We start from the raw sequence: 17,705 nt of genomic DNA on the forward strand, positions 1-17,705 counted from the left end.
CCCCGTTTCGTTTGAGCAACGAGCGGGGCATCGCAGCAGGGAGATGCCCGATGAAAAAGTTGATGATCGCAGCAAGCGCGGCGGCGATGACGCTGACCGGCGCGTGCACGGACTATGATGATGGCTATGATCGGCCTGGCTATGCCAGCGACGAGGATTATTGGGACGCGCCGCGCTATTATCGCGAAGGCCGCTACGAGGAGCGGCGCCTCAGCCACAATGATCGCGTCTATCGCGGGCGCGACGGCCGCTACTATTGCCGGCGCAGCGACGGCTCGGCCGGGCTGATCATCGGCGGTGTCGCCGGCGGCCTGCTGGGCAATATCCTGGCGCCCGGCGGATCGAAGACGCTGGGCACGATCCTGGGTGCCGCGGGCGGCGCCGCGATCGGCAGCACCGCGGATCGCCCCGGCGAACTGCGCTGCCGCTGACCTAATGCGGCTTTAACCCGGAGCGTGTAGGCACGTGGGGCGATGCTCCGCGTGCTCACTCTCTCCTCGCTCTTTCCCGACGCCTCGCGCCCCAATTTCGGGGTGTTCGTCGAGCGGCAGACGCTTGGGCTTGCCGCACATCCCGATGTCGAGCTCAAGCTGGTCGCGCCGCTCGGCCTGCCGCCCTGGCCGCTTAGCCGCCGCGGCCATTACGCGCCGCTCGCCGCCCTGCCCAGCCATGAGGCGTGGAAGGGCGTCGAGACCTGGCGTCCCCGCTTCCTCAACCTGCCCGGCACGAACGGGAGCTTCCACCCGGCGATGCTAACGCGCGCGCTGCTGCCACTGCTGACACGCATCCGCCGCGATTTCGCCTTCGACGTGATCGATGCCAGCTTCTTCTTCCCCGACGGGCCCGCCGCGGTCGCGCTGGGGCGGTATTTCGACGTGCCGGTGTCGATCAAGGCGCGCGGCGCCGACATCCACCATTGGGGCCGGAGCCCCGCCACCGCCTGGCAAGTCGCGACGGCGGGGCAAACAGCCGACGGGCTGCTCGCCGTGTCGCAGGCGATGAAGGCGGACATGACTGCGCTGGGCATCCCGGCGGAACGCATTCGCGTCCATCACACCGGCGTCGATCTCGCCCGCTTCGCGCCGCGCGACCAGACGGCAGAGAAAGCAAGCCTGGGGATCGGCGGACCGCTCGTCGTCGCGGTCGGCGCGTTGATCCCGCGCAAAGGGCACGACCTCGTCATCGACGCCGTGGCCGCCCTCCCCGGCGTCTATCTGCAGATTGCCGGCGAAGGCCCCGAGCGCCCCAGGCTCGCGGCCCAGATCGCGCGTCTGGGCATTGGCGATCGCGTGAAACTGCTCGGCGGGGTCGCCCATACCGAGCTGCCGCCGCTGCTCGCCGCCGCGGATGTGATGGCGCTGGCTTCGTCCTCCGAGGGCCTCGCCAATGCCTGGGTCGAGGCGCTGGCGAGCGGCACGCCGATCGTGATCCCCGCTGCCGGCGGCGCGGCCGAGGTCGTCACCTCGCCCGCCGCGGGCCGGATCGCCGAGCGCAATGCATCCGCCTTCGCCGGCGCGATCGAGGAGATACTCGCTGCGCCCCCGCCGCGCGAGGCGGTGCGCGCTACCGCAGCCGGCTTCACCTGGGAAGCGAACACCGCCGCGCTCTACGACCATCTGTCAGAGCTGGTCGCGGCACGGTCTCAGTCCAGCGGGTAGAGTGCCGCCGCGATCCAGCGCAGCTCGGCGCGCAGCACGCCCCAGGCACGCGCCGCGGCGCGGCTGTCCATCACCTCGATGCCGAAGGGCAATGCTGCCTCCAGCGCGGGCGGCGGGCGGCGCAAGGTTGTCCCGGTGCCGAGCAGCAGGAATTCGGGCTGCGGATCCATCGCCGCGAGCGGCGCGAGGGCGTCGGGCGTCAGCGCCTCGAGCGGCGGCGGGGTCCAGCCCTCGGCGCGCGCCGGGGTGAGCAGCAGTCCCAGATAGACATTGTCGTCGACCCGGAACCCACCGCCGGAGAACCCCGACACCACCGGCCCCTCGACACGGGACCGGTCCATCCGCATCAGGGCATGTCCTTGAAGCTGACCCGCTCGGCGCCCTCGGCTCCCTTCGGGCCGCTCGCTTCCTTGGGCAGGAAGCTGTCGGGCCGCAGCTTGAGCCACAGCAGGATCGCCGCCGAGACATAGACCGACGAGAAGGTGCCGATCACGATGCCGAGCAGCATCGCCGCGGTGAAGCCGAAGATCACGTCCGGCCCGAGCACCAGCAGGATCGCCAGCACGATGCCGATCGACAGCGAGGTCACGACGGTGCGCGACAGCGTCTCGTTGATGGAGAGGTTGAGCAGCTCCTCCATCTCCATCTTGCGGTATTTGCGCATATTCTCGCGGATACGGTCATAGACGACGATCGTGTCGTTGAGCGAATAGCCGATGATCGTCAGCACCGCCGCGACGATGTTGAGGTCGAACTCGAGCTGGGTCAGCGCGAAGAAGCCGAGCGTCAGCGCGACATCGTGGAACAGCGCGAACAGCGCGCCGACGCCGAACTGCCATTCGAAGCGGAACCAGATGTACAGCGCGATCGCGATCATCGCGAGGCTGAGGCTGATCGCGCCGTTGCGGAACAGCTCCTCCGACACCTTGCCCGACACGCTCTGCGTCGCGCCGACCTGGGCGCCCGGATAGTCCTTCAGCACCGCAGCGCGGGTGCGGCTCGCCGCGGCGTTCGCCGCTCCCTCGCCGCCTTCGGGCAGTGGCGTGCGGATCGAATATTCGGTCGTCTCGCCGACCTGCTGGATCGTCGCTTCCCCGATACCCAGCGCCTCGATCCGCTCACGCAGCGTCTGGATATCGACATGCTGGGTGAAGGTGACGCGAGTCTGCTGGCCGCCGACAAAGTCGATGCCGAGGTTGAAGCCCTTGACCGCGCATAGCGCGATCGAGCCGAAGATCAGCAGCAGCGACAGCGCCATTGCCACATTCCGCCATTTGAGGAACGGGATGTTGGTGTTGTCGGGAACGAGCTTGAGCGGACGCATTTGCCGGCGGCCCTTAAATGTTGATCGTCTTCGGGCGATTGCGCTTCAGCCAGTCCGCGACGAGCAGACGGGTGAAGGTGACGCCGGTGAAGACCGAGGTGATGATGCCGATCGCGAGCACCACGGCGAAGCCGCGGATCGGGCCCGAGCCGAACACGAACATGATCGCCGCCGAAATGACGTTGGTGATGTTCGCGTCGAAGATCGCGCGGCTCGCTTCCTTATAGCCGAACTCCACCGCGGAAACCGCAGCGCGGTTGCGGATTCGCTGCTCCTCGCGGATGCGCTCGTTGATCAGCACGTTGGCGTCCACCGCCGCGCCGATCGTCAGCACGAAACCGGCGATGCCGGGCAACGTCAGCGTCGCGCCGAAGAACGCCATGATGCCGAAGATCATCACCGCGTTCACCAGCAGCGCGAAAGTCGTGTAGACGCCGAACCGCACATAGGTGACCAGCATGAAGAAGATCAGCGCCAGCGTGCCGACGACGCCGGCAAGGATGCCCTTCTCGATCGAATCCTGGCCGAGCTCGGCCGAGACGGTGCGCTCCTCGACCACCTTCAAGGCGACGGGCAGCTTGCCCGAGCGCAGCGCGATGGCGAGCTCGTTGGCGCTCTCGACGGTGAAGCCGCCGTTGATGATCCCGCGGCCGCCCAAAATCGCGTCGCGGATATTGGGCGCGGAGATGACGTTCCCGTCGACGATGATCGCGAACGGCTTGCCGACATTTTCCTGAGTCACCCGCGCAAAGCGGCGTCCGCCCTGGCCATCGAAGGTGAAGCCGACTGCGGGCTGCTGTTGCTCGTCAAACTCCTGCTTGGCGTCGATCAATTGATCGCCGCTGACGATCGTCTGGCGCTTGAGCGCGATCATCGGCTGCTGCCCCTCGCGCGTCGGATAGGCGACATAGGACAGGCCCGGCGGCGCATCGGGATAGGGCAGCAGCTCGCTGCCGATCGGCGCATTGCCCGTGGCGATCTGCGCCGGATTGGCGGTGATGTCGACCAGCTTGAACTCGAGCCGCGCGGTCTTGCCGAGCAGCGCCTTCAGCGCCTCGGGATCCTTGAGCCCAGGCACCTCGACGAGAATGCGACTGCGGCCTTCGAGCACGATCGTCGGCTCGAGCGTGCCGAGCGCGTTGATGCGGCGGTCGACCACTTCGCGCGCATCGGCCATCGCCTGCTTCACGGCCTGGTCGAGGCCGGCATTGGTCTGGGTGACGATGAAGCGCGTCGAATCGCGCACCTCGATCGTCCATTCGCGCTGCCCGGTCATGCCCGCGCCGCTGCCGGTGAGCTGGAGCAGCCGCTCGCGCGCCGCGTCCACCTGGGCCACGTCGCGGACCATGAAGCTGATCACGCCGTCGCGCTGCGAGATCTCGCCGATGTCGATGCGCGGATCCTGGCGGCGGAACTCGGTCTCGATCTCGTCGCGCTTGGCGGTGAGTCGCGTGCGCGCGAGATCGGCGACGTCCGCCTCAAGCAGGATCGAGCTGCCGCCCGCAAGGTCGAGGCCGAGATTGACCACCGGCTGCGGGATCCAGCCCGGCCAGCGTTCGCGCATGTTCTCGGGCACGAAGCTCGGGATCGCGAGCAGGAAGCAGGCCGCGATCGACAGCCAGACCGCCCACACCTTCCACTTCGGGAAATCGAGCATCGGCTCAGTCGTTCGCGGGCTTGCCGCCGCCGAGCGGCTGGACCTCGACGATGGTCGCCTTGACCACCTTGACCTTCACGCCGGTCGCGATCTCGACATTGGCATAGGTCTCGTCGACCGACACCACCTTGCCGACCAAGCCGCCCGCGGTGACCACGGTGTCGCCCTTCTTCATCGCGCCGATCGTCGCCTGAAGCTGCTTCATCCGCGTCTGCTGCGGACGAATCATCAGGAAGTAGAAGGCGATGAAGATGAGGACGAGCGGCGCGATCGACAGGAACGATCCCGCGAAGCTGCCTTGGGCTGCCGCGCCGCCCGCGGCCTGTGCATATGCTGGTGAAATGATCATGGTTCCCCGAGCCCGGTTTGGCTGGCCTGAATGGTGGGGGTCGAAGGTCCCCCGTTCAAGCGGCGCGCGCTACCATGGGCGTTGCAGGCACGCAACCATTGCCGCGCCTGTGGCATCTGGGCAACGCCCGCCGCCTACCCCCTTGCATCGCATGCCGCGGACGCCTAGAGGGCCGTGCCTCTGGTCGGGGCGTAGCGCAGCCTGGTAGCGCATCACACTGGGGGTGTGGGGGTCGCAGGTTCGAATCCTGTCGCCCCGACCAACTTTCGCCGTAGCGGCATCGCCGGCAGTTTTCCCGCAGCACACGACATCTCGCGCCGGAAGGCCGCGCCGCATCGATCCAAGCCGCGCATCGATCGATGGCGGCTTTGGCTTGGACGCCCGCGATCCGACCCAATAGCTAGGCGTCGAAGCGTTTCGCGCATCGATGCGAACCGGCGACTTGGGAGATGCATGTGACGACGATGAGTCCGGCCGACATGGCACGCGGTCTTGGCCAGGGCCTGCTGTCCTTCCCCGTCACGCATTTCGACGCCGAGGGCCGGTTCGACGAAGCCCCCTATCGCGCGCATTGCGCCTGGATGCTCGAGCACGACCTGGCCGGGCTGTTCGCCGCGGGCGGCACCGGCGAGTTCTTCTCGCTCACCCCCTCCGAGCTGGTGCAGGTCGTCACGGCCGCCGCCGCCGAGGGCAAGGGCAAGCTCCCCGTCATCTCCGGCTGCGGCTACGGCACCGCGATCGCCACCGAGATCGCCCGCGGCGCCGAGGCCGCGGGGGCCGACGGCCTGCTGCTGCTTCCGCCCTATCTCGTCGGATCGAGTCAGGACGGCCTTGCCGCGCATATCGAGGCGGTGTGCCGTTCCACGGGACTAGGCGTGATCGTCTACAATCGCGATAATGCCGTGGTGAACGACGAGACGCTGGCGCGGCTGTGCGAGCGCAATCCCAATCTCGTCGGCTTCAAGGACGGCGTCGGCGATGTCGAACTGATGACCCGCATCTTCGTGCGCATGGGCGACCGGCTCACCTATATCGGGGGTCTCCCCACCGCCGAGACCTTCGCCACGCCGTACCTCACGATGGGCGTCACCACCTATTCCTCGGCGATCTTCAACTTCATGCCGCAATGGGCGCTGGCCTTTTACCGCGCGGTGCGCAGCGGCGATCAGGCGACGGTGCAGGCGCAATTGCGCGAGTTCGTCATGCCCTATCTCGACCTGCGCAACCGCGGGCGCGGCTATGCCGTGTCGATCGTCAAGGCAGGCATGCGCGTGATCGGCCGTGACGCGGGGCCAGTGCGCACCCCGCTCACCGACCTCACTCCCGCCGAGCATGACGAGCTGCGCGCGCTGATCGAGCGCGCCGCGGGATCGGTTGCCCGGGCGGCGTGAGGCGGTGACCGCTGGCGTGACAGGGCTCGCCACGCCGCGCTACACCGGCGCGATGTTCGAGCTCAGCCAGCTCCGCTGCTTCGTCGCCGCGGCCGAGGAACTCCATTTCGGCCGCGCCGCGCAGCGCCTCAACATGACCCAGTCGCCGCTCAGCCGGCAGATCCAGCTGCTCGAGCGCATCCTCGGCGTCACCCTGCTCGAGCGCACCAGCCGCCAGGTCAGTCTGACGCCCGCCGGCCATGTCTTCCTGATCGAGGCGCGGCGCATCGTCCGCCTCGCCGAAAGCGCCTCGCTGTCCGCGCGCCGCGTGGCCAAGGGCGATGCCGGCAAGGTTGCGATCGGCTTCACTGCGGTGTCGGGCTACAGCCTCGTCCCGCAGATCGTCGCGCAGGCACGCGCGAGCCTGCCCAATATCGACCTCGAGCTGCGCGAGATGGTGAGCGGCGACCAGGTCGACGCCTTGCTCACCGGCCTGATCGACATCGGCTTCGTCCGCCCGCCGGTCGACCGGCACGAGTTCGACACGCTCTGCGTGCTGCGCGAGCCGCTGCTGGTCGCCCTCCCGCCCGGCGACCCGCGGCAGGGCGAGCCCGCGCTGTCGCTCGGCGATTTCGATGGCGAGCCGCTGATCATGTATGCGCGGCAGGGCGCGGGCTATTTCCACGACATGCTCGTGCGCCTGTTCGACGATGCCGGGGTGACCCCGAGCTATGTCCAGCACGTGACGCAGATCCATTCGATGCTCGGTCTCGTCCATGCCGGGCTCGCCGCGGCGATCGTGCCGCAATCGGCGTCGGGGCTGCACCTGATGGACGTCCAGTTCCGCGCGCTGCGCACCGAGCCCGAGGCGCCGGTCGAACTGCACATGGCATGGCGCCGCGACAACGCCAATCCGGCGCTCGAGCCGATGCGCCTGCTCTGCGCCCAGATGGCCGCGGCATGATCGCCCGCCGCGCGCTGCTCGGCGCGCCGCTGCTGATACCGGCCGTCGCGTGGGGGCAGCGTGGCGATCCCGTCGCGGTGACCCGCCATGGGCGAGTGCGCGGCGTGAGCGAGCGCGGCGTGCTCGTCTTCCGCGGCATCCGCTACGGCGCTGACACCCGCCCGCGCCGCTTTGAGCGCGCACTCCCGCCCGCGGACTGGTCCGGCATCGCCGACGCCATCCGCTACGGCCCCGCCGCGCCGCAGACCCGCGCCGACGAGCCCACCAGCGAGGACTGCCTGTTCCTCAACATCTGGACCCCCGCGCTCGACCGCGGGCGGCGCCCGGTGATGGTCTATTTCCACGGCGGCGCACACGCCCACGGCTCGGGCTCGGACCCGCTCTACGACGGCGCCAGCCTCGTCCGGCGCGGCGACGTGGTGGTCATCACGCTCAACCACCGCCTCGCAGGTCTCGGCTATGCCTATCTCGCCCAGCTCGGCGGCCCGGCGGAGTCGGGCAATGTCGGCAATCTCGACATCGTCCTCGCGCTGCAATGGGTGCGCGACAATATCGCGGCGTTCGGCGGCGATCCGGATCGCGTCATGATCTTCGGCCAGTCGGGCGGCGGCGCCAAAGCGGTGACGCTGATGGCGATGCCCGAGGCGCGTCCGCTATTCCATCGTGCCGCAACGATGAGCGGCCAGCACGTCACGGCCGCCGGCCCGCGCAACGCCACGCTCCGCGCCCGCGCCTGGATGGAGCAGGCCGGCGCGACGACCGTCGCCGAGCTCAAGGCGCTACCCGTCGAACGCCTGGTCGAGGCGACGGCGATGACCGACCCGATCGAGCGCAAGGGCGAGGTGAGCTTCGTCTCGACGCTCGACCATCATGTCCTCCCGCGCCACCCCTTCGTCCCCGATGCCCCGCGCGAGGCGGCGCACATCCCGCTGATCGTCGGCAACACGCATGACGAGACTGGCCTCTGGATCGCCGACTGGCTCAAGCGCGGCGACACTGATTGGAACAATCTCGCCGACCGCATCGGCAGCCAGATCACCAAGGACGTCGCCCCCGACTGGGTGGTCCGGCGCTATCGCGAGATCTATCCGCAGAAGACGCCCGGGCAGATATTGCTCGCCGCGACCACCGCAGGCCGCTCCTGGCCCGGCCACCTGATCCAGGCCGAGGAGCGTGCGAAGATCGGCGCGCCGACCTGGATGTACCAGCTCGATTTCCCCGCGCCCGAGGCCGGCGGTGTGCTCGGCGCCTTCCACACGCTCGATATCCCTTTGGTGTTCGACAACACCGCCGTGCCAGGCGCACGCACCGGCGACGCCCCCGCCGCGCGCCGCCTCGCCGGGCGCATGGCCGACGCGTTCATCGCCTTCGCGCGCACCGGCGATCCCAATTGCGCTAGCGTGCCAAGCTGGCCGAGGTTCGATCTCGACGCGCGCCGCGCGATGATCTTCGACACCGACACCCGCGTGGTGTCAGACCCGCGCCGAGAGGAACGCCTGCTCTGGTCAGTCGCGCCCTATATCAAGCCGGGTGGGTGAAGCGGCTCCGAAGCTACTCGATCGCTGACGCCGCCGTCGTCACCATTGCGGACACTCGCTCCTGATGCGATGTTTGGGCGGTGGATAGTCGAAAAATCAAATATGCTTTGGGCTTGCTCGCCCCCTTTATCATCTCCGTGATCGCACTGATCGTTATTGGTCGCGAACGAGGTTGGGTTGTCGGCAGCATCATATCCGCCTCGATGTTTGCTATCGCCGTCTTGCTCTGGCGGCGCCAGATCAAGAAATCTCCGGACGATCCCGGGCGGTATCACCTTTAGCTGGTTGTCTCGGACGGCCGCTTTCCACCCCTACCGGTCCCAAGGAAACGCCAGCGTCGGCGCATTGGCGTAGCGCTGCATCGCGATCTTCAGCCGCGCCCCGCAGCCCGGCTCCAACCGCAGCGTGAAGTCGCGCCCGCCGACCGGCACCTCCTGCCCGTCCAGCGTCACCCGCTCGATCCGATGCTCGGCATAGGCGCCACCCTGCACCGTCACCATCCGCGCGACCTTGCCGAGATTGACCAACGTCACCTCCGCCGAAGTATCGTCCAGCGCGTGCACCAACGCCGCGACGTCCTCGGGCACCCCCGCCCGCCGCCGCTCGGGATCGAAATAGCGCAGCCGGCAATGCAGCGCGACGCCCCCCTGGTTGGGCGAGGTCGAGGACCAGGGCGGCCGCGCGATGTGCATCCCGCCGGTCATCAGCTGGATCAGGCTCTTGACGCTCGCCGGGGTCTTGTCGAGCGGCCAATCGGCGAGCCGCGTGTCGCGCGTGGTGGTGTCCTCGCGCATCCGCTTCTCGCGCTCGGCGACCCGCGCGAGATCGGCGTTCATCGCCTCGACCGGATAGCCATCGTTCTTGCCAAACAGGAACGACACCCACGGATTCTCGCCCGCCAGTTCGAGATCGTCCGCGCGCTGCGTCACATACCAGATCTCGAACCCGTTCAGGCGATAGGGCCCCGGCTTCCACCCGTACCAACCCTCGGCGCCATACATGGTCGGCGTCTCGAACTTGCCGTCGCGCTGGCGCCCGGCGTCGTTGATCCGCGCATTCTGCCGCCGCCACACCTCGACATACGCGCTATCGCCCGTCAGCAGCGTGCCGTTGAGGAACGCCGTGATCGACCGCGGCACGCGGTTGCGGTCCTCGCGCTTGCCGGTCTGCGGCACTACGGGCGAGAAGCCCCAGCCATAGACCCCGCCCCACCAGTCGCGCGCGACCTTGCCGTCGAGCCCGACCTTGCTCGGCACGATGCCACCATTGGCGTTGGCGCGGCTCACCCAGGCGTCGAGATAGTCGAGCGCCCAACGCCGGTAGCGCTCGCCGCCGCCGAGCGCATAGGCGTTGAGTGCCAGCGTCGTCGCCTGCAGGTTGAGCGGGTTGTCGCCGACCACATCGGTGTACTCGGCATAATGGTCGAGCGTCTGCTGATAGCTGCTCTCGCCATGCTCCATATGGAAGCGCTCGCCCGCCGCGAACGGGTCGCCCGCCCAGTCGAGCGAGGTCGCATCACGCAGCATCGGCCCGCGGCTGCCGTTCATCATGCTGCGGATGATGCGGTGTGCGGGGTCGTAATTGCGCACGCTGCGATCATGCCCGGTATAGAAATCCGCGAAGCGCCGGGTACGCACGATCAGCGCCGGGTCGCGCGGCGCGGAAAGGCCCATGACGTTGAAGGTCGTCAGCCCCTCGGCATTGTGCTGCCAATCCATCTGCACCGGAAAGTCGCGGTGATACATGCCGGCGCGCGCGATCGGCACCTCCACCGTCCGCATCGCGGCATATTGTTTGAGATGCCCTTCCCAGAAGCGCTGCGTCAGGTCGAGAATGCGGTCGGGCGCGCCCAGGGCATGCAAGATCGCCCAATCATTGGTCGCCTCCGCCGCGTCGTCCGGCCCGTCATTCGCGCCCCAGCGTTCGAACACCAGCAACCAGTCCCGCTTGTCGACATATTTGGCGTAGAACGCTTCGCACGCCTCGGCATTGCGCGCGAGCAGCCGACGCTGGAGCAAAGCCCATTCGGGTGCCGCCATCGGGGTTGCCAGGGTAAGTTGCGGACGCGCTGCTCGCGCCGCAGCGGGAAGCAGCGCCGCCGCCCCGCCGAGCAACACTCCCCTGCGCGCGATCATTCGCCGATCTGCATCCGGCGGATCGGCCCGGCGATCACCAGAAAGGCGAAGATCGTCAGCAGGCAGTGCCCGCCGACATAGACCAGCGCCCAGTCGAACGATCCCGTCGCCGCGACGATGAAGCCCACCACGATTGGCGTGACGATTCCCGCCATGTTGCCGAACATGTTGAACACCCCGCCCGACAGCCCCGCGAGCCGCCGCGGCGCCACATCCGCCATGATCGCCCAGCCGAGCGAGGCGACACCCTTGCCGAAGAACGCCACCGACATCAGCGCCACTACCAGCCACTCCTGCTCGGCCCACACGCAGCCGATGATCGCGGTGGCGAGCAGCATGCCCACCGCCAGAGGCCCCTTGCGCGCCAGGTCGAGCGATCCGGTGCGCTTGAGGATCCAGTCGGAGACATAGCCGCCGGCGAGCCCGCCGACAAAGCCGCACAAAGCCGGCGCGGCCGCGGCGAACCCCGCCTCCATGATGTTCAGCCCGCGCTCCTTGACCAGGTAGATCGGGAACCAGGTGACGAAGAAATAGGTCAGCACGTTGATGCAGTACTGCCCCAGATAGATGCCCAGCATCATCCGGTTGGCGATCAGCTTGCCGACATTGCCCCAGTCGAACGCCGCCGCGCTGCCCGCGCCGCCCTCCTCCATGTGGACGAGCCCGCCGCCCTGCTCGATATGATCGAGCTCGGCCTGGTTGATCGAGGGATGCCGCGCCGGGCTGTGGATATAGCGCAGGAATGCCGCGGTCGCGATCAGTCCCAGCGCACCCATCACCCAGAAGATCGAGCGCCAGCCGAAGCTGTGCGCCAGCCACCCCATCAGCGGCGCGAACGCGACCAGCGAGAAATATTGCGCCGAGTTGAAGATCGCCGAGGCGGTGCCGCGCTCGGCCGAGGGAAACCACGACGCCACCAGCCGCGCATTGCCGGGGAAGGACGGCGCCTCCGCCAGCCCGACCAGGAAGCGCAGCGCGAACAGCATCGCCATCGCGGGCAGGAACGCGATCAGCCCGGCCAGGCCCTGCAGCGCTGTGAATACCGACCACAAGGCGATCGCCGCGGCATAGACCCGCTTGGTGCCGAACTTGTCGAGCAGCAACCCGCCCGGCACCTGCGCCAGCACATAGGCCCAGGCGAAGGCGGAGAGGATGAAGCCCGTCTGCACCGGGTTCAGCCCGAGCTCGGCCGCCGCGGCACTCCCCGCGATCGAGAAGGTTGCGCGATCAGCATAGTTGACGGTGGTGATGATGAAGATCAGCGCAATGATCGCATGCCGAATATGGGTCGGGCGCGCATCTGTCGGCCGGGTGCGCTGGTCGGTCACGCGTCGCTCTCCTGCTGGTCACGCGTCAGGTGCGCGCGATCCTTGCTCGAGCACCGGTAACCGGGGTGCGGAAGGGCGTCCAAGACAAATAGCGGGATGATCGAGCCACGAACTAGCTTGATGTCGCGGACGATCACGCACCCTGCCCGGCCGATCAGTGCATCTCATGCATCGATTCATGTCCGATTGGCGTTGGCCTCGCCACCACCCCCGGGCCTAGCAAAACATCGCAGTCGGCTCGCCACGAAGCCGTCCAGAGCCAGTCGAGAGGGGAGTCTGAAATGTCCCGTGCCCATATCCTGAAGTCCGTGCTCGCGCTGTCGGGCGCCGCTGCCGCGCTTTCCGCCGCGCAGGCGCAGACTGTGGAGCCGGCCCCCGAGAGCCCCGCCGACGCCAGCCAGGAAGTGATCGTCACCGGCTTCCGCGAGAGCCTGAGCAGCGCGCTCAACGTCAAGAAGCGCGAGACCGCCGCGGTCGACGCGATCAAGGCCGAGGACATCGCCGAATTCCCCGACCTCAACCTCGCGGAATCGCTTCAGCGCATCCCCGGCGTCGCGATCAGTCGGGTGAATGGCGAGGGCCGCAGCATCTCGATCCGCGGCCTCGGCCCCGAATATAGCCGCGTGCGCATCAACGGGATGGAGGCGATCGGCACCACCGGCGGCACCGACAATTCGGGCGGCGTCAACCGCGGACGCGGCTTCGACTTCAACATCTTCTCGTCGGACCTGTTCAACAGCCTGACCGTCCGCAAGACCGCGACCGCCGATGTCGAGGAAGGCTCGCTCGGCGGCACCGTCGATCTCCAGATCGCGCGCCCGTTCGACTATCGCGAGCCGACCGCGGTGTTCTCCGCCTCGGTCAGCTACAACGACCTGGCGCAGAAGGCGAAGCCGCGCTTCTCGGGCCTGCTCACCACCACCAGTCCCGACGGCAAGTTCGGCGCGCTCGTCTCGATCGCCTATGAGGAGCGCCGCCTGGTCGAGGAGGGCGCGAACATCACGCGCTGGACCTATGGCGGGTTCAACGGCGGATTCAACGCCGCCTCCACCATCGCCGGCAAGACGATCGCGCAGATCAACGACACCAATCCCGAGACCGCGCTCTACCATCCGCGCATCCCGGGTCTGGTCAGCTATGACATCGAGCAGAAGCGCCTCGGCGCCGCGGTCGCGCTGCAATATCGCCCGAGCGACGCGACCTTGATCTCGATCGACGGCCTCTATTCGCGTCTCGACGGCACGCGCAAGGAAGCGCAGTTCCAGGCGATCGGCTTCAGCCGCGGCGGCGCGGGCAAGCCCCAGACGATCATCCGCTCGGGCACCGTCGACGAAAACAACAGCATCATCAGCGGCACGTTCGACGCGGTCGATCTGCGCGTCCAGGCGCGCTACGACGAACTCAAGACCGATTTCTACCAGCTCACCGGCACGCTCGAGCAGAAGCTCGGCGACAGCCTGAGGTTCGAGGGGATCGTCGGCTATTCGCGCTCCGAGTTCCGCAATCCCGTGCAGACCACGGTGACGCTCGATGCGGCCAACACCAACGGCTTCTTCTACGATTTCTCGACTCGCTTCCCGACGATCCGGCCAGGGGTCGACATCACCAACCCCGCGACCTTCGCCTTCATCAACGGCACGTCGGAAGTCCGCATTCGCCCGCAGACGGTCGACAACAGCTTCACCAACGCCAAGGGCTTCCTCGAATGGACCGCGAGCCCGGTGCTGAAGCTCAAGGTCGGGGCCGACTGGCGGCGCTTCGAATATGATTCGACCGAGCGCCGCCGCCTGTCGGGCGAGACGGTGGTGACCACGCTGACCGCCGCGCAGATCGCGCCGCTGACCACCCAGTTCACCGGCTTCGGTCGCGGCCTCGATGTGCCCTCGGGCACGCCGACCGGCTGGGTGGTCCCGAACCTCGACGCCTTCCTCGCCTTCCTCAACGCGCCGACCAACCCGACCTACGCCACCGGAGGGGTCGAGAACGCCACCGCGCGCGGCTCGTTCGTCACGGTGCGCGAGGATGATCTGGGCGTGTGGGGCATGGCCGAGTTCAACCTCGCCGATGCCGGCTTCCCGCTGCGCGGCGACGTCGGCGTGCGCCACGTCAAGACCGACCAGCTCTCGACCGGCTATGCCAGCCAGGGCGGCACGGTGGACTTCGTCACCGCCGACCGCAGCTATGACCACTGGCTGCCCTCGGCCAATCTCGTGTTCGACGTGACCGACACGCTGCTGGTCCGCCTCGCCGCAGCCAAGACGATCGCGCGCGCCGGCATCGGCTCGCTCACGCCGGGCGGCAATCTCAACGTCTCGGGCGGCAACCGCAGCTTCAGCTCGGGCAACCCCAATCTCGATCCGACCAAGTCGACTAACCTCGACGCGTCGATCGAATGGTATCCGACGCGCGGCGCGATCTATGCGGTCTCGGTGTTCCAGAAGGATATCGGCAGCTTCGTCCAGACGCTCAGCACCAGCGTCCCCTATTCGAGCCTCGGCCTGCCCGATTCGCTGCTCACCGGCACCACCGCCACCCCGTCGGACATCTTCATCGTCAGCCAGCCGGTCAATTCGGAGGGCGGTCTGCTGCGCGGGTTCGAAGTCAACGTGCAGCAGCCCTTCACCTTCCTGCCGGGCTTCCTCAAGAATTTCGGGGTGCTGGCGAACTACACCTATGTCGATTCCGACATCGAATACCGCCTCTCGGCGACCGGCCCGGAGACGGTGAAGGCAACATTGCTCGGCCTGTCCAAGCACGCCGCCAACGCGACGCTCTATTACGAGACCGAGAAATTCTCGATCCGCGGCTCGATCGCCTATCGCTCGAAGTATCTGACCGCGGTGCCCGGGACCGAGGGCAACGCCTATAACGGCACCAATTCGACCACCAACATCGACGCGCAGATCTCGTACGACATCACCGACAAGATCAAGCTGAGCCTCGAGGGCATCAACCTCACCGACGAGCTCAACGACCAATTCGTGGACGAGACCAACCGGCTCAACGTGCTGACGCACAGCGGCCGTCAGTTCGTGCTGAGCGCCCGCGTGGCGTTCTGACCCTCCCTCAAGCGGAGCGCCTCCGATCCTGGCCAGCCGCCGCCAAGCGGCTGGCCTTTCTTTGTGGCCGGTCTGCCCCGTTGGCGCGTATGCGAGATCAAATGATGGCGGAGAGGGTGGGATTCGAACCCACGTTACGGTTCCCCGTAAACCGCATTTCGAGTGCGGCGCGATCGACCACTCTGCCACCTCTCCGCGAGGGGATCCGGGCATGTCATATGCCAGTCCGGCCAGTCGAGCGGGCGCCTCTAGACCAAAGGCCGCGGGGTGACAAGCACCCTTCCCGCACTTCTTGTGTGCCGCGCGTTCGACACTAGATTGAGTGCATGACTCGCGCTCACGACTTCCTCGATCTCACCAATGCCGGCGTCCCCGTGCCGCCGGTCGCGCATGCGCGCTTCAACGTCGGCGATGTGGTGCGGCACCGGCTGTTCGACTTTCGCGGGGTGATCTTCGACGTCGACCCGGTCTTCGCCAACTCCGACGAATGGTACGAGGCGATCCCCGAGGACGTGCGTCCGCGCAAGGACCAGCCCTTCTACCATCTGCTCGCGGAGAATTCCGACTCGAGCTACGTCGCCTATGTCAGCCAGCAGAATCTGGTGAGCGACGACAGCGACGAGCCGGTCAACCACCCGGCGATCGGTGGGCTATTCGAACGCTATAGCGGCGGCCGCTACCAGTTGAAGCGCGAACACCGGCATTAAGCTGGCTTGAGAACGCTGCGCGTTCTGCGGCACCGGCCCGCTCCCCACCCGGCCACCCATCAAGATATACTGCCGTGGGTGGCCGGGTGGGGGAGCGGGCCGGTGCCGCCTCCGGGCGAAAAGCCCGGCACAAAAGGTTGACTTGAACCTGCGATTCGCATAACCGCGCCGTTCCTCCCGCCGGGTCTGTCCTGCGCGGGCACATGCATTTGGAATTGAGAAGAGGCCCATGTTCGCAATCGTGCGCACGGGCGGCAAGCAGTATCGCGTTGCCGCAGGAGACAAGATCGTCGTCGAGAAGCTCGACGGTGAAGCTGGCTCGTCGATCACGCTCGGCGACGTCCTGCTCGCCGGCGAGGGTTCGGAGCTGAAGCCCACCGACGGCCTCACCGTCTCGGCCGAGATCGTCGCGCAGGCGAAGGGCGAGAAGGTCATCGTCTTCAAGAAGCGCCGCCGGCACAACTACCGTCGCAAGAACGGTCACCGCCAGCAGCACACGATCCTGAAGATCACCGCGATCGGTGCGCAGGAGAAGAAGGCGAAGGCGAAGAAGGCCGATGCGGCGCCGGCGGAAGCCGCTGCCCCGGCTGCGGAAGCGTAAGGAGTAACGCGAAATGGCACATAAGAAGGCAGGCGGCTCTTCGCGTAACGGCCGCGATTCGGAATCGAAGCGCCTCGGCGTGAAGAAGTTCGGCGGGCAGATTGCCATTGCCGGCAACATCCTCGTCCGCCAGCGCGGCACGAAATTCTATCCGGGCGTCAATGTCGGCATCGGCAAGGACCACACGCTGTTCGCGCTTACCGACGGCCGCGTGCGATTCCATGACGGCAAGCTCGGCCGCAAATTCTGCTCGATCGAGATGATTGCGGAAGCAGCCGAGTAACATTGGGCAACCAGCCGGGTTGCCCGCCAGGGCGATCCGGGTCTCCGTTTCAGGAGACCGCAAAAGGGAGACGGGTCGCCCCGGTCTCCCTTTTTCTTTTGCTCCCTCCCACCCAAATCGTCGCAGGGCCGTCATCAAAACGGGCCAGGGACGAGACGCGAGGAGAGTATGATGTTCGCGAGAACGCAACGACTGATGCTGCGGCCTGGCTGGATCGAGGACGCGCCCGAACTCGCCCGTGCGATCGGCCATCACGAGGTGGTCCGCAACCTCGGCCGTGCCCCCTGGCCCTACACGCTCGGCGACGCCGAGGAATTCCTCGGCGCGGAGCGCGGCGCGGACGACACCAGCTTCCTGATCTGCGTACTGGAGGACGGCACCAGCCGCATCATCGGCGGGGTCGGCTTCGGCCCCTATGACGATGAGCCGTACGAGATGGGCTATTGGATCACGCCCGACGCCTGGGGCCGCGGCTATGCGACCGAGGCGGGCGCGGCGGTGATCGCGATCGCGCGCGCGTTGCGCGTGCCGCGGCTTGCCGCCGGCCATTATGTCGACAACCCCGCCTCGGGCCGGGTGCTGCGCAAGCTCGGCTTCCGCCCGACCGGCCGTGTCGTCTCGCGATTCTCACGTGGGCGCGGCGGCGAGGTGCAGTGCGTCGAATATGAGCAGCGGCTGTCGGATGAGGGCCGCAGCGACGACCCGTGCGATCGAATGGCGGCCTGAACTAGC

Annotated in this window: 17 protein-coding genes and 2 tRNA genes; 12 read left to right on the top strand and 7 right to left on the bottom strand. The window is 67.3% G+C overall.

Translation table 11 applies throughout. The annotated features are described in order from the left end of the window. The first annotated feature begins 50 nt into the window (after window positions 1-50). Both OK349_RS14910 and OK349_RS14915 read left to right on the top strand, forming a co-directional pair. Window positions 51-431: a glycine zipper 2TM domain-containing protein gene (locus OK349_RS14910; RefSeq protein WP_265118702.1), complete on the top strand. Its 381-nt coding sequence runs from the start codon at window positions 51-53 to the stop codon at window positions 429-431. A 42-nt stretch (window positions 432-473) separates the two neighbouring features. Then, window positions 474-1,658, top strand: a complete 1,185-nt coding sequence (locus OK349_RS14915) for a glycosyltransferase (RefSeq protein WP_265118703.1) — start codon at window positions 474-476, stop codon at window positions 1,656-1,658. Here the strand turns inward: OK349_RS14915 and OK349_RS14920 are convergent. The 4 genes from OK349_RS14920 to yajC are packed head-to-tail and all read right to left on the bottom strand — an operon-like array spanning window position 1,643 to window position 4,988. Beyond that, window positions 1,643-2,005 carry an Mth938-like domain-containing protein gene (locus tag OK349_RS14920; RefSeq protein ID WP_265118704.1) on the bottom strand — a complete coding sequence of 121 codons (363 nt, stop codon included), beginning with the start codon at window positions 2,003-2,005 and terminating at the stop codon, window positions 1,643-1,645. The genes OK349_RS14915 and OK349_RS14920 overlap by 16 nt on opposite strands. Beyond that, window positions 2,005-2,982 carry a protein translocase subunit SecF gene (gene secF / locus OK349_RS14925; RefSeq protein WP_265118705.1) on the bottom strand — a complete coding sequence of 326 codons (978 nt, stop codon included), beginning with the start codon at window positions 2,980-2,982 and terminating at the stop codon, window positions 2,005-2,007. Before secF ends, OK349_RS14920 begins: the two co-directional genes overlap by 1 nt. A gap of 13 nt (window positions 2,983-2,995) precedes the next feature. Further along, window positions 2,996-4,639 carry a protein translocase subunit SecD gene (gene secD / locus OK349_RS14930; RefSeq protein ID WP_265118706.1) on the bottom strand — a complete coding sequence of 548 codons (1,644 nt, stop codon included), beginning with the start codon at window positions 4,637-4,639 and terminating at the stop codon, window positions 2,996-2,998. Between the two features lie 4 nt (window positions 4,640-4,643). Continuing rightward, window positions 4,644-4,988 (bottom strand): preprotein translocase subunit YajC, encoded by a 345-nt coding sequence (yajC, locus tag OK349_RS14935; protein ID WP_265118707.1) that lies wholly within the window; start codon window positions 4,986-4,988, stop codon window positions 4,644-4,646. Between the two features lie 185 nt (window positions 4,989-5,173). Here yajC and OK349_RS14940 point away from each other — a divergent pair. The 5 genes from OK349_RS14940 (at window position 5,174) to OK349_RS14960 (ending at window position 9,141) form a co-directional block, all read left to right on the top strand. Further along, window positions 5,174-5,250, top strand: a tRNA-Pro gene (locus tag OK349_RS14940). A gap of 187 nt (window positions 5,251-5,437) precedes the next feature. After that, window positions 5,438-6,379: a 5-dehydro-4-deoxyglucarate dehydratase gene (kdgD, locus tag OK349_RS14945; RefSeq protein WP_306310668.1), complete on the top strand. Its 942-nt coding sequence runs from the start codon at window positions 5,438-5,440 to the stop codon at window positions 6,377-6,379. Between the two features lie 4 nt (window positions 6,380-6,383). Beyond that, the gene (locus tag OK349_RS14950; protein WP_265118708.1) at window positions 6,384-7,322 is read left to right on the top strand and encodes a LysR substrate-binding domain-containing protein; all 939 of its coding nucleotides are present in this window, start codon (window positions 6,384-6,386) and stop codon (window positions 7,320-7,322) included. Then, window positions 7,319-8,860, top strand: a complete 1,542-nt coding sequence (locus tag OK349_RS14955) for a carboxylesterase/lipase family protein (RefSeq protein ID WP_265118709.1) — start codon at window positions 7,319-7,321, stop codon at window positions 8,858-8,860. Before OK349_RS14950 ends, OK349_RS14955 begins: the two co-directional genes overlap by 4 nt. Before the next feature lie 137 nt (window positions 8,861-8,997). Next, window positions 8,998-9,141: a hypothetical protein gene (locus tag OK349_RS14960; RefSeq protein WP_265118710.1), complete on the top strand. Its 144-nt coding sequence runs from the start codon at window positions 8,998-9,000 to the stop codon at window positions 9,139-9,141. A gap of 30 nt (window positions 9,142-9,171) precedes the next feature. Here the strand turns inward: OK349_RS14960 and OK349_RS14965 are convergent, their stop codons facing one another. Both OK349_RS14965 and OK349_RS14970 read right to left on the bottom strand, forming a co-directional pair. Further along, the gene (locus tag OK349_RS14965; RefSeq protein ID WP_265118711.1) at window positions 9,172-10,899 is read right to left on the bottom strand and encodes a DUF8034 domain-containing protein; all 1,728 of its coding nucleotides are present in this window, start codon (window positions 10,897-10,899) and stop codon (window positions 9,172-9,174) included. 92 nt (window positions 10,900-10,991) lie between these two features. Then, window positions 10,992-12,323 (bottom strand): MFS transporter, encoded by a 1,332-nt coding sequence (locus tag OK349_RS14970; RefSeq protein ID WP_265118712.1) that lies wholly within the window; start codon window positions 12,321-12,323, stop codon window positions 10,992-10,994. 281 nt (window positions 12,324-12,604) lie between these two features. On the opposite strand from OK349_RS14970, the gene OK349_RS14975 reads away from it, so the two are divergent. After that, window positions 12,605-15,382 carry a TonB-dependent receptor gene (locus tag OK349_RS14975; protein WP_265118713.1) on the top strand — a complete coding sequence of 926 codons (2,778 nt, stop codon included), beginning with the start codon at window positions 12,605-12,607 and terminating at the stop codon, window positions 15,380-15,382. A 105-nt stretch (window positions 15,383-15,487) separates the two neighbouring features. Here the strand turns inward: OK349_RS14975 and OK349_RS14980 are convergent. Then, window positions 15,488-15,577: transfer RNA gene (locus tag OK349_RS14980), tRNA-Ser, on the bottom strand. Window positions 15,578-15,708: 131 nt separating this feature from the next. On the opposite strand from OK349_RS14980, the gene hspQ reads away from it, so the two are divergent. The 4 genes from hspQ to OK349_RS15000 all read left to right on the top strand — a co-directional run bounded on the left by hspQ (window position 15,709) and on the right by OK349_RS15000 (window position 17,699). After that, window positions 15,709-16,089 (top strand): heat shock protein HspQ, encoded by a 381-nt coding sequence (gene hspQ / locus OK349_RS14985; RefSeq protein ID WP_265118714.1) that lies wholly within the window; start codon window positions 15,709-15,711, stop codon window positions 16,087-16,089. Window positions 16,090-16,318: 229 nt separating this feature from the next. Then, window positions 16,319-16,690, top strand: a complete 372-nt coding sequence (gene rplU, locus OK349_RS14990) for a 50S ribosomal protein L21 (protein ID WP_265118715.1) — start codon at window positions 16,319-16,321, stop codon at window positions 16,688-16,690. A gap of 13 nt (window positions 16,691-16,703) precedes the next feature. Next, complete coding sequence (gene rpmA, locus OK349_RS14995) at window positions 16,704-16,973, top strand: 50S ribosomal protein L27 (protein ID WP_265118716.1); 270 nt, start codon at window positions 16,704-16,706, stop codon at window positions 16,971-16,973. A 171-nt stretch (window positions 16,974-17,144) separates the two neighbouring features. Further along, window positions 17,145-17,699: a GNAT family N-acetyltransferase gene (locus tag OK349_RS15000; protein WP_265118717.1), complete on the top strand. Its 555-nt coding sequence runs from the start codon at window positions 17,145-17,147 to the stop codon at window positions 17,697-17,699. The last annotated feature ends 6 nt before the right edge of the window (window positions 17,700-17,705 follow it).

Source organism: Sphingomonas sp. BT-65 (assembly GCF_026107375.2).
Classification (GTDB): domain Bacteria; phylum Pseudomonadota; class Alphaproteobacteria; order Sphingomonadales; family Sphingomonadaceae; genus Sphingomonas.

Coding starts and splice junctions, on each gene's coding strand:
- OK349_RS14910 (WP_265118702.1), top strand. CDS start 51: ATGAAAAAGTTGATGATCGCAGCAAGCGCGGCGGCGATGACGCTGACC.
- OK349_RS14915 (WP_265118703.1), top strand. CDS start 474: ATGCTCCGCGTGCTCACTCTCTCCTCGCTCTTTCCCGACGCCTCGCGC.
- OK349_RS14920 (WP_265118704.1), bottom strand. CDS start 2,005: ATGCGGATGGACCGGTCCCGTGTCGAGGGGCCGGTGGTGTCGGGGTTC.
- secF (WP_265118705.1), bottom strand. CDS start 2,982: ATGCGTCCGCTCAAGCTCGTTCCCGACAACACCAACATCCCGTTCCTC.
- secD (WP_265118706.1), bottom strand. CDS start 4,639: ATGCTCGATTTCCCGAAGTGGAAGGTGTGGGCGGTCTGGCTGTCGATC.
- yajC (WP_265118707.1), bottom strand. CDS start 4,988: ATGATCATTTCACCAGCATATGCACAGGCCGCGGGCGGCGCGGCAGCC.
- kdgD (WP_306310668.1), top strand. CDS start 5,438: ATGCATGTGACGACGATGAGTCCGGCCGACATGGCACGCGGTCTTGGC.
- OK349_RS14955 (WP_265118709.1), top strand. CDS start 7,319: ATGATCGCCCGCCGCGCGCTGCTCGGCGCGCCGCTGCTGATACCGGCC.
- OK349_RS14965 (WP_265118711.1), bottom strand. CDS start 10,899: ATGGCGGCACCCGAATGGGCTTTGCTCCAGCGTCGGCTGCTCGCGCGC.
- OK349_RS14975 (WP_265118713.1), top strand. CDS start 12,605: ATGTCCCGTGCCCATATCCTGAAGTCCGTGCTCGCGCTGTCGGGCGCC.
- hspQ (WP_265118714.1), top strand. CDS start 15,709: ATGACTCGCGCTCACGACTTCCTCGATCTCACCAATGCCGGCGTCCCC.
- rplU (WP_265118715.1), top strand. CDS start 16,319: ATGTTCGCAATCGTGCGCACGGGCGGCAAGCAGTATCGCGTTGCCGCA.
- rpmA (WP_265118716.1), top strand. CDS start 16,704: ATGGCACATAAGAAGGCAGGCGGCTCTTCGCGTAACGGCCGCGATTCG.
- OK349_RS15000 (WP_265118717.1), top strand. CDS start 17,145: ATGTTCGCGAGAACGCAACGACTGATGCTGCGGCCTGGCTGGATCGAG.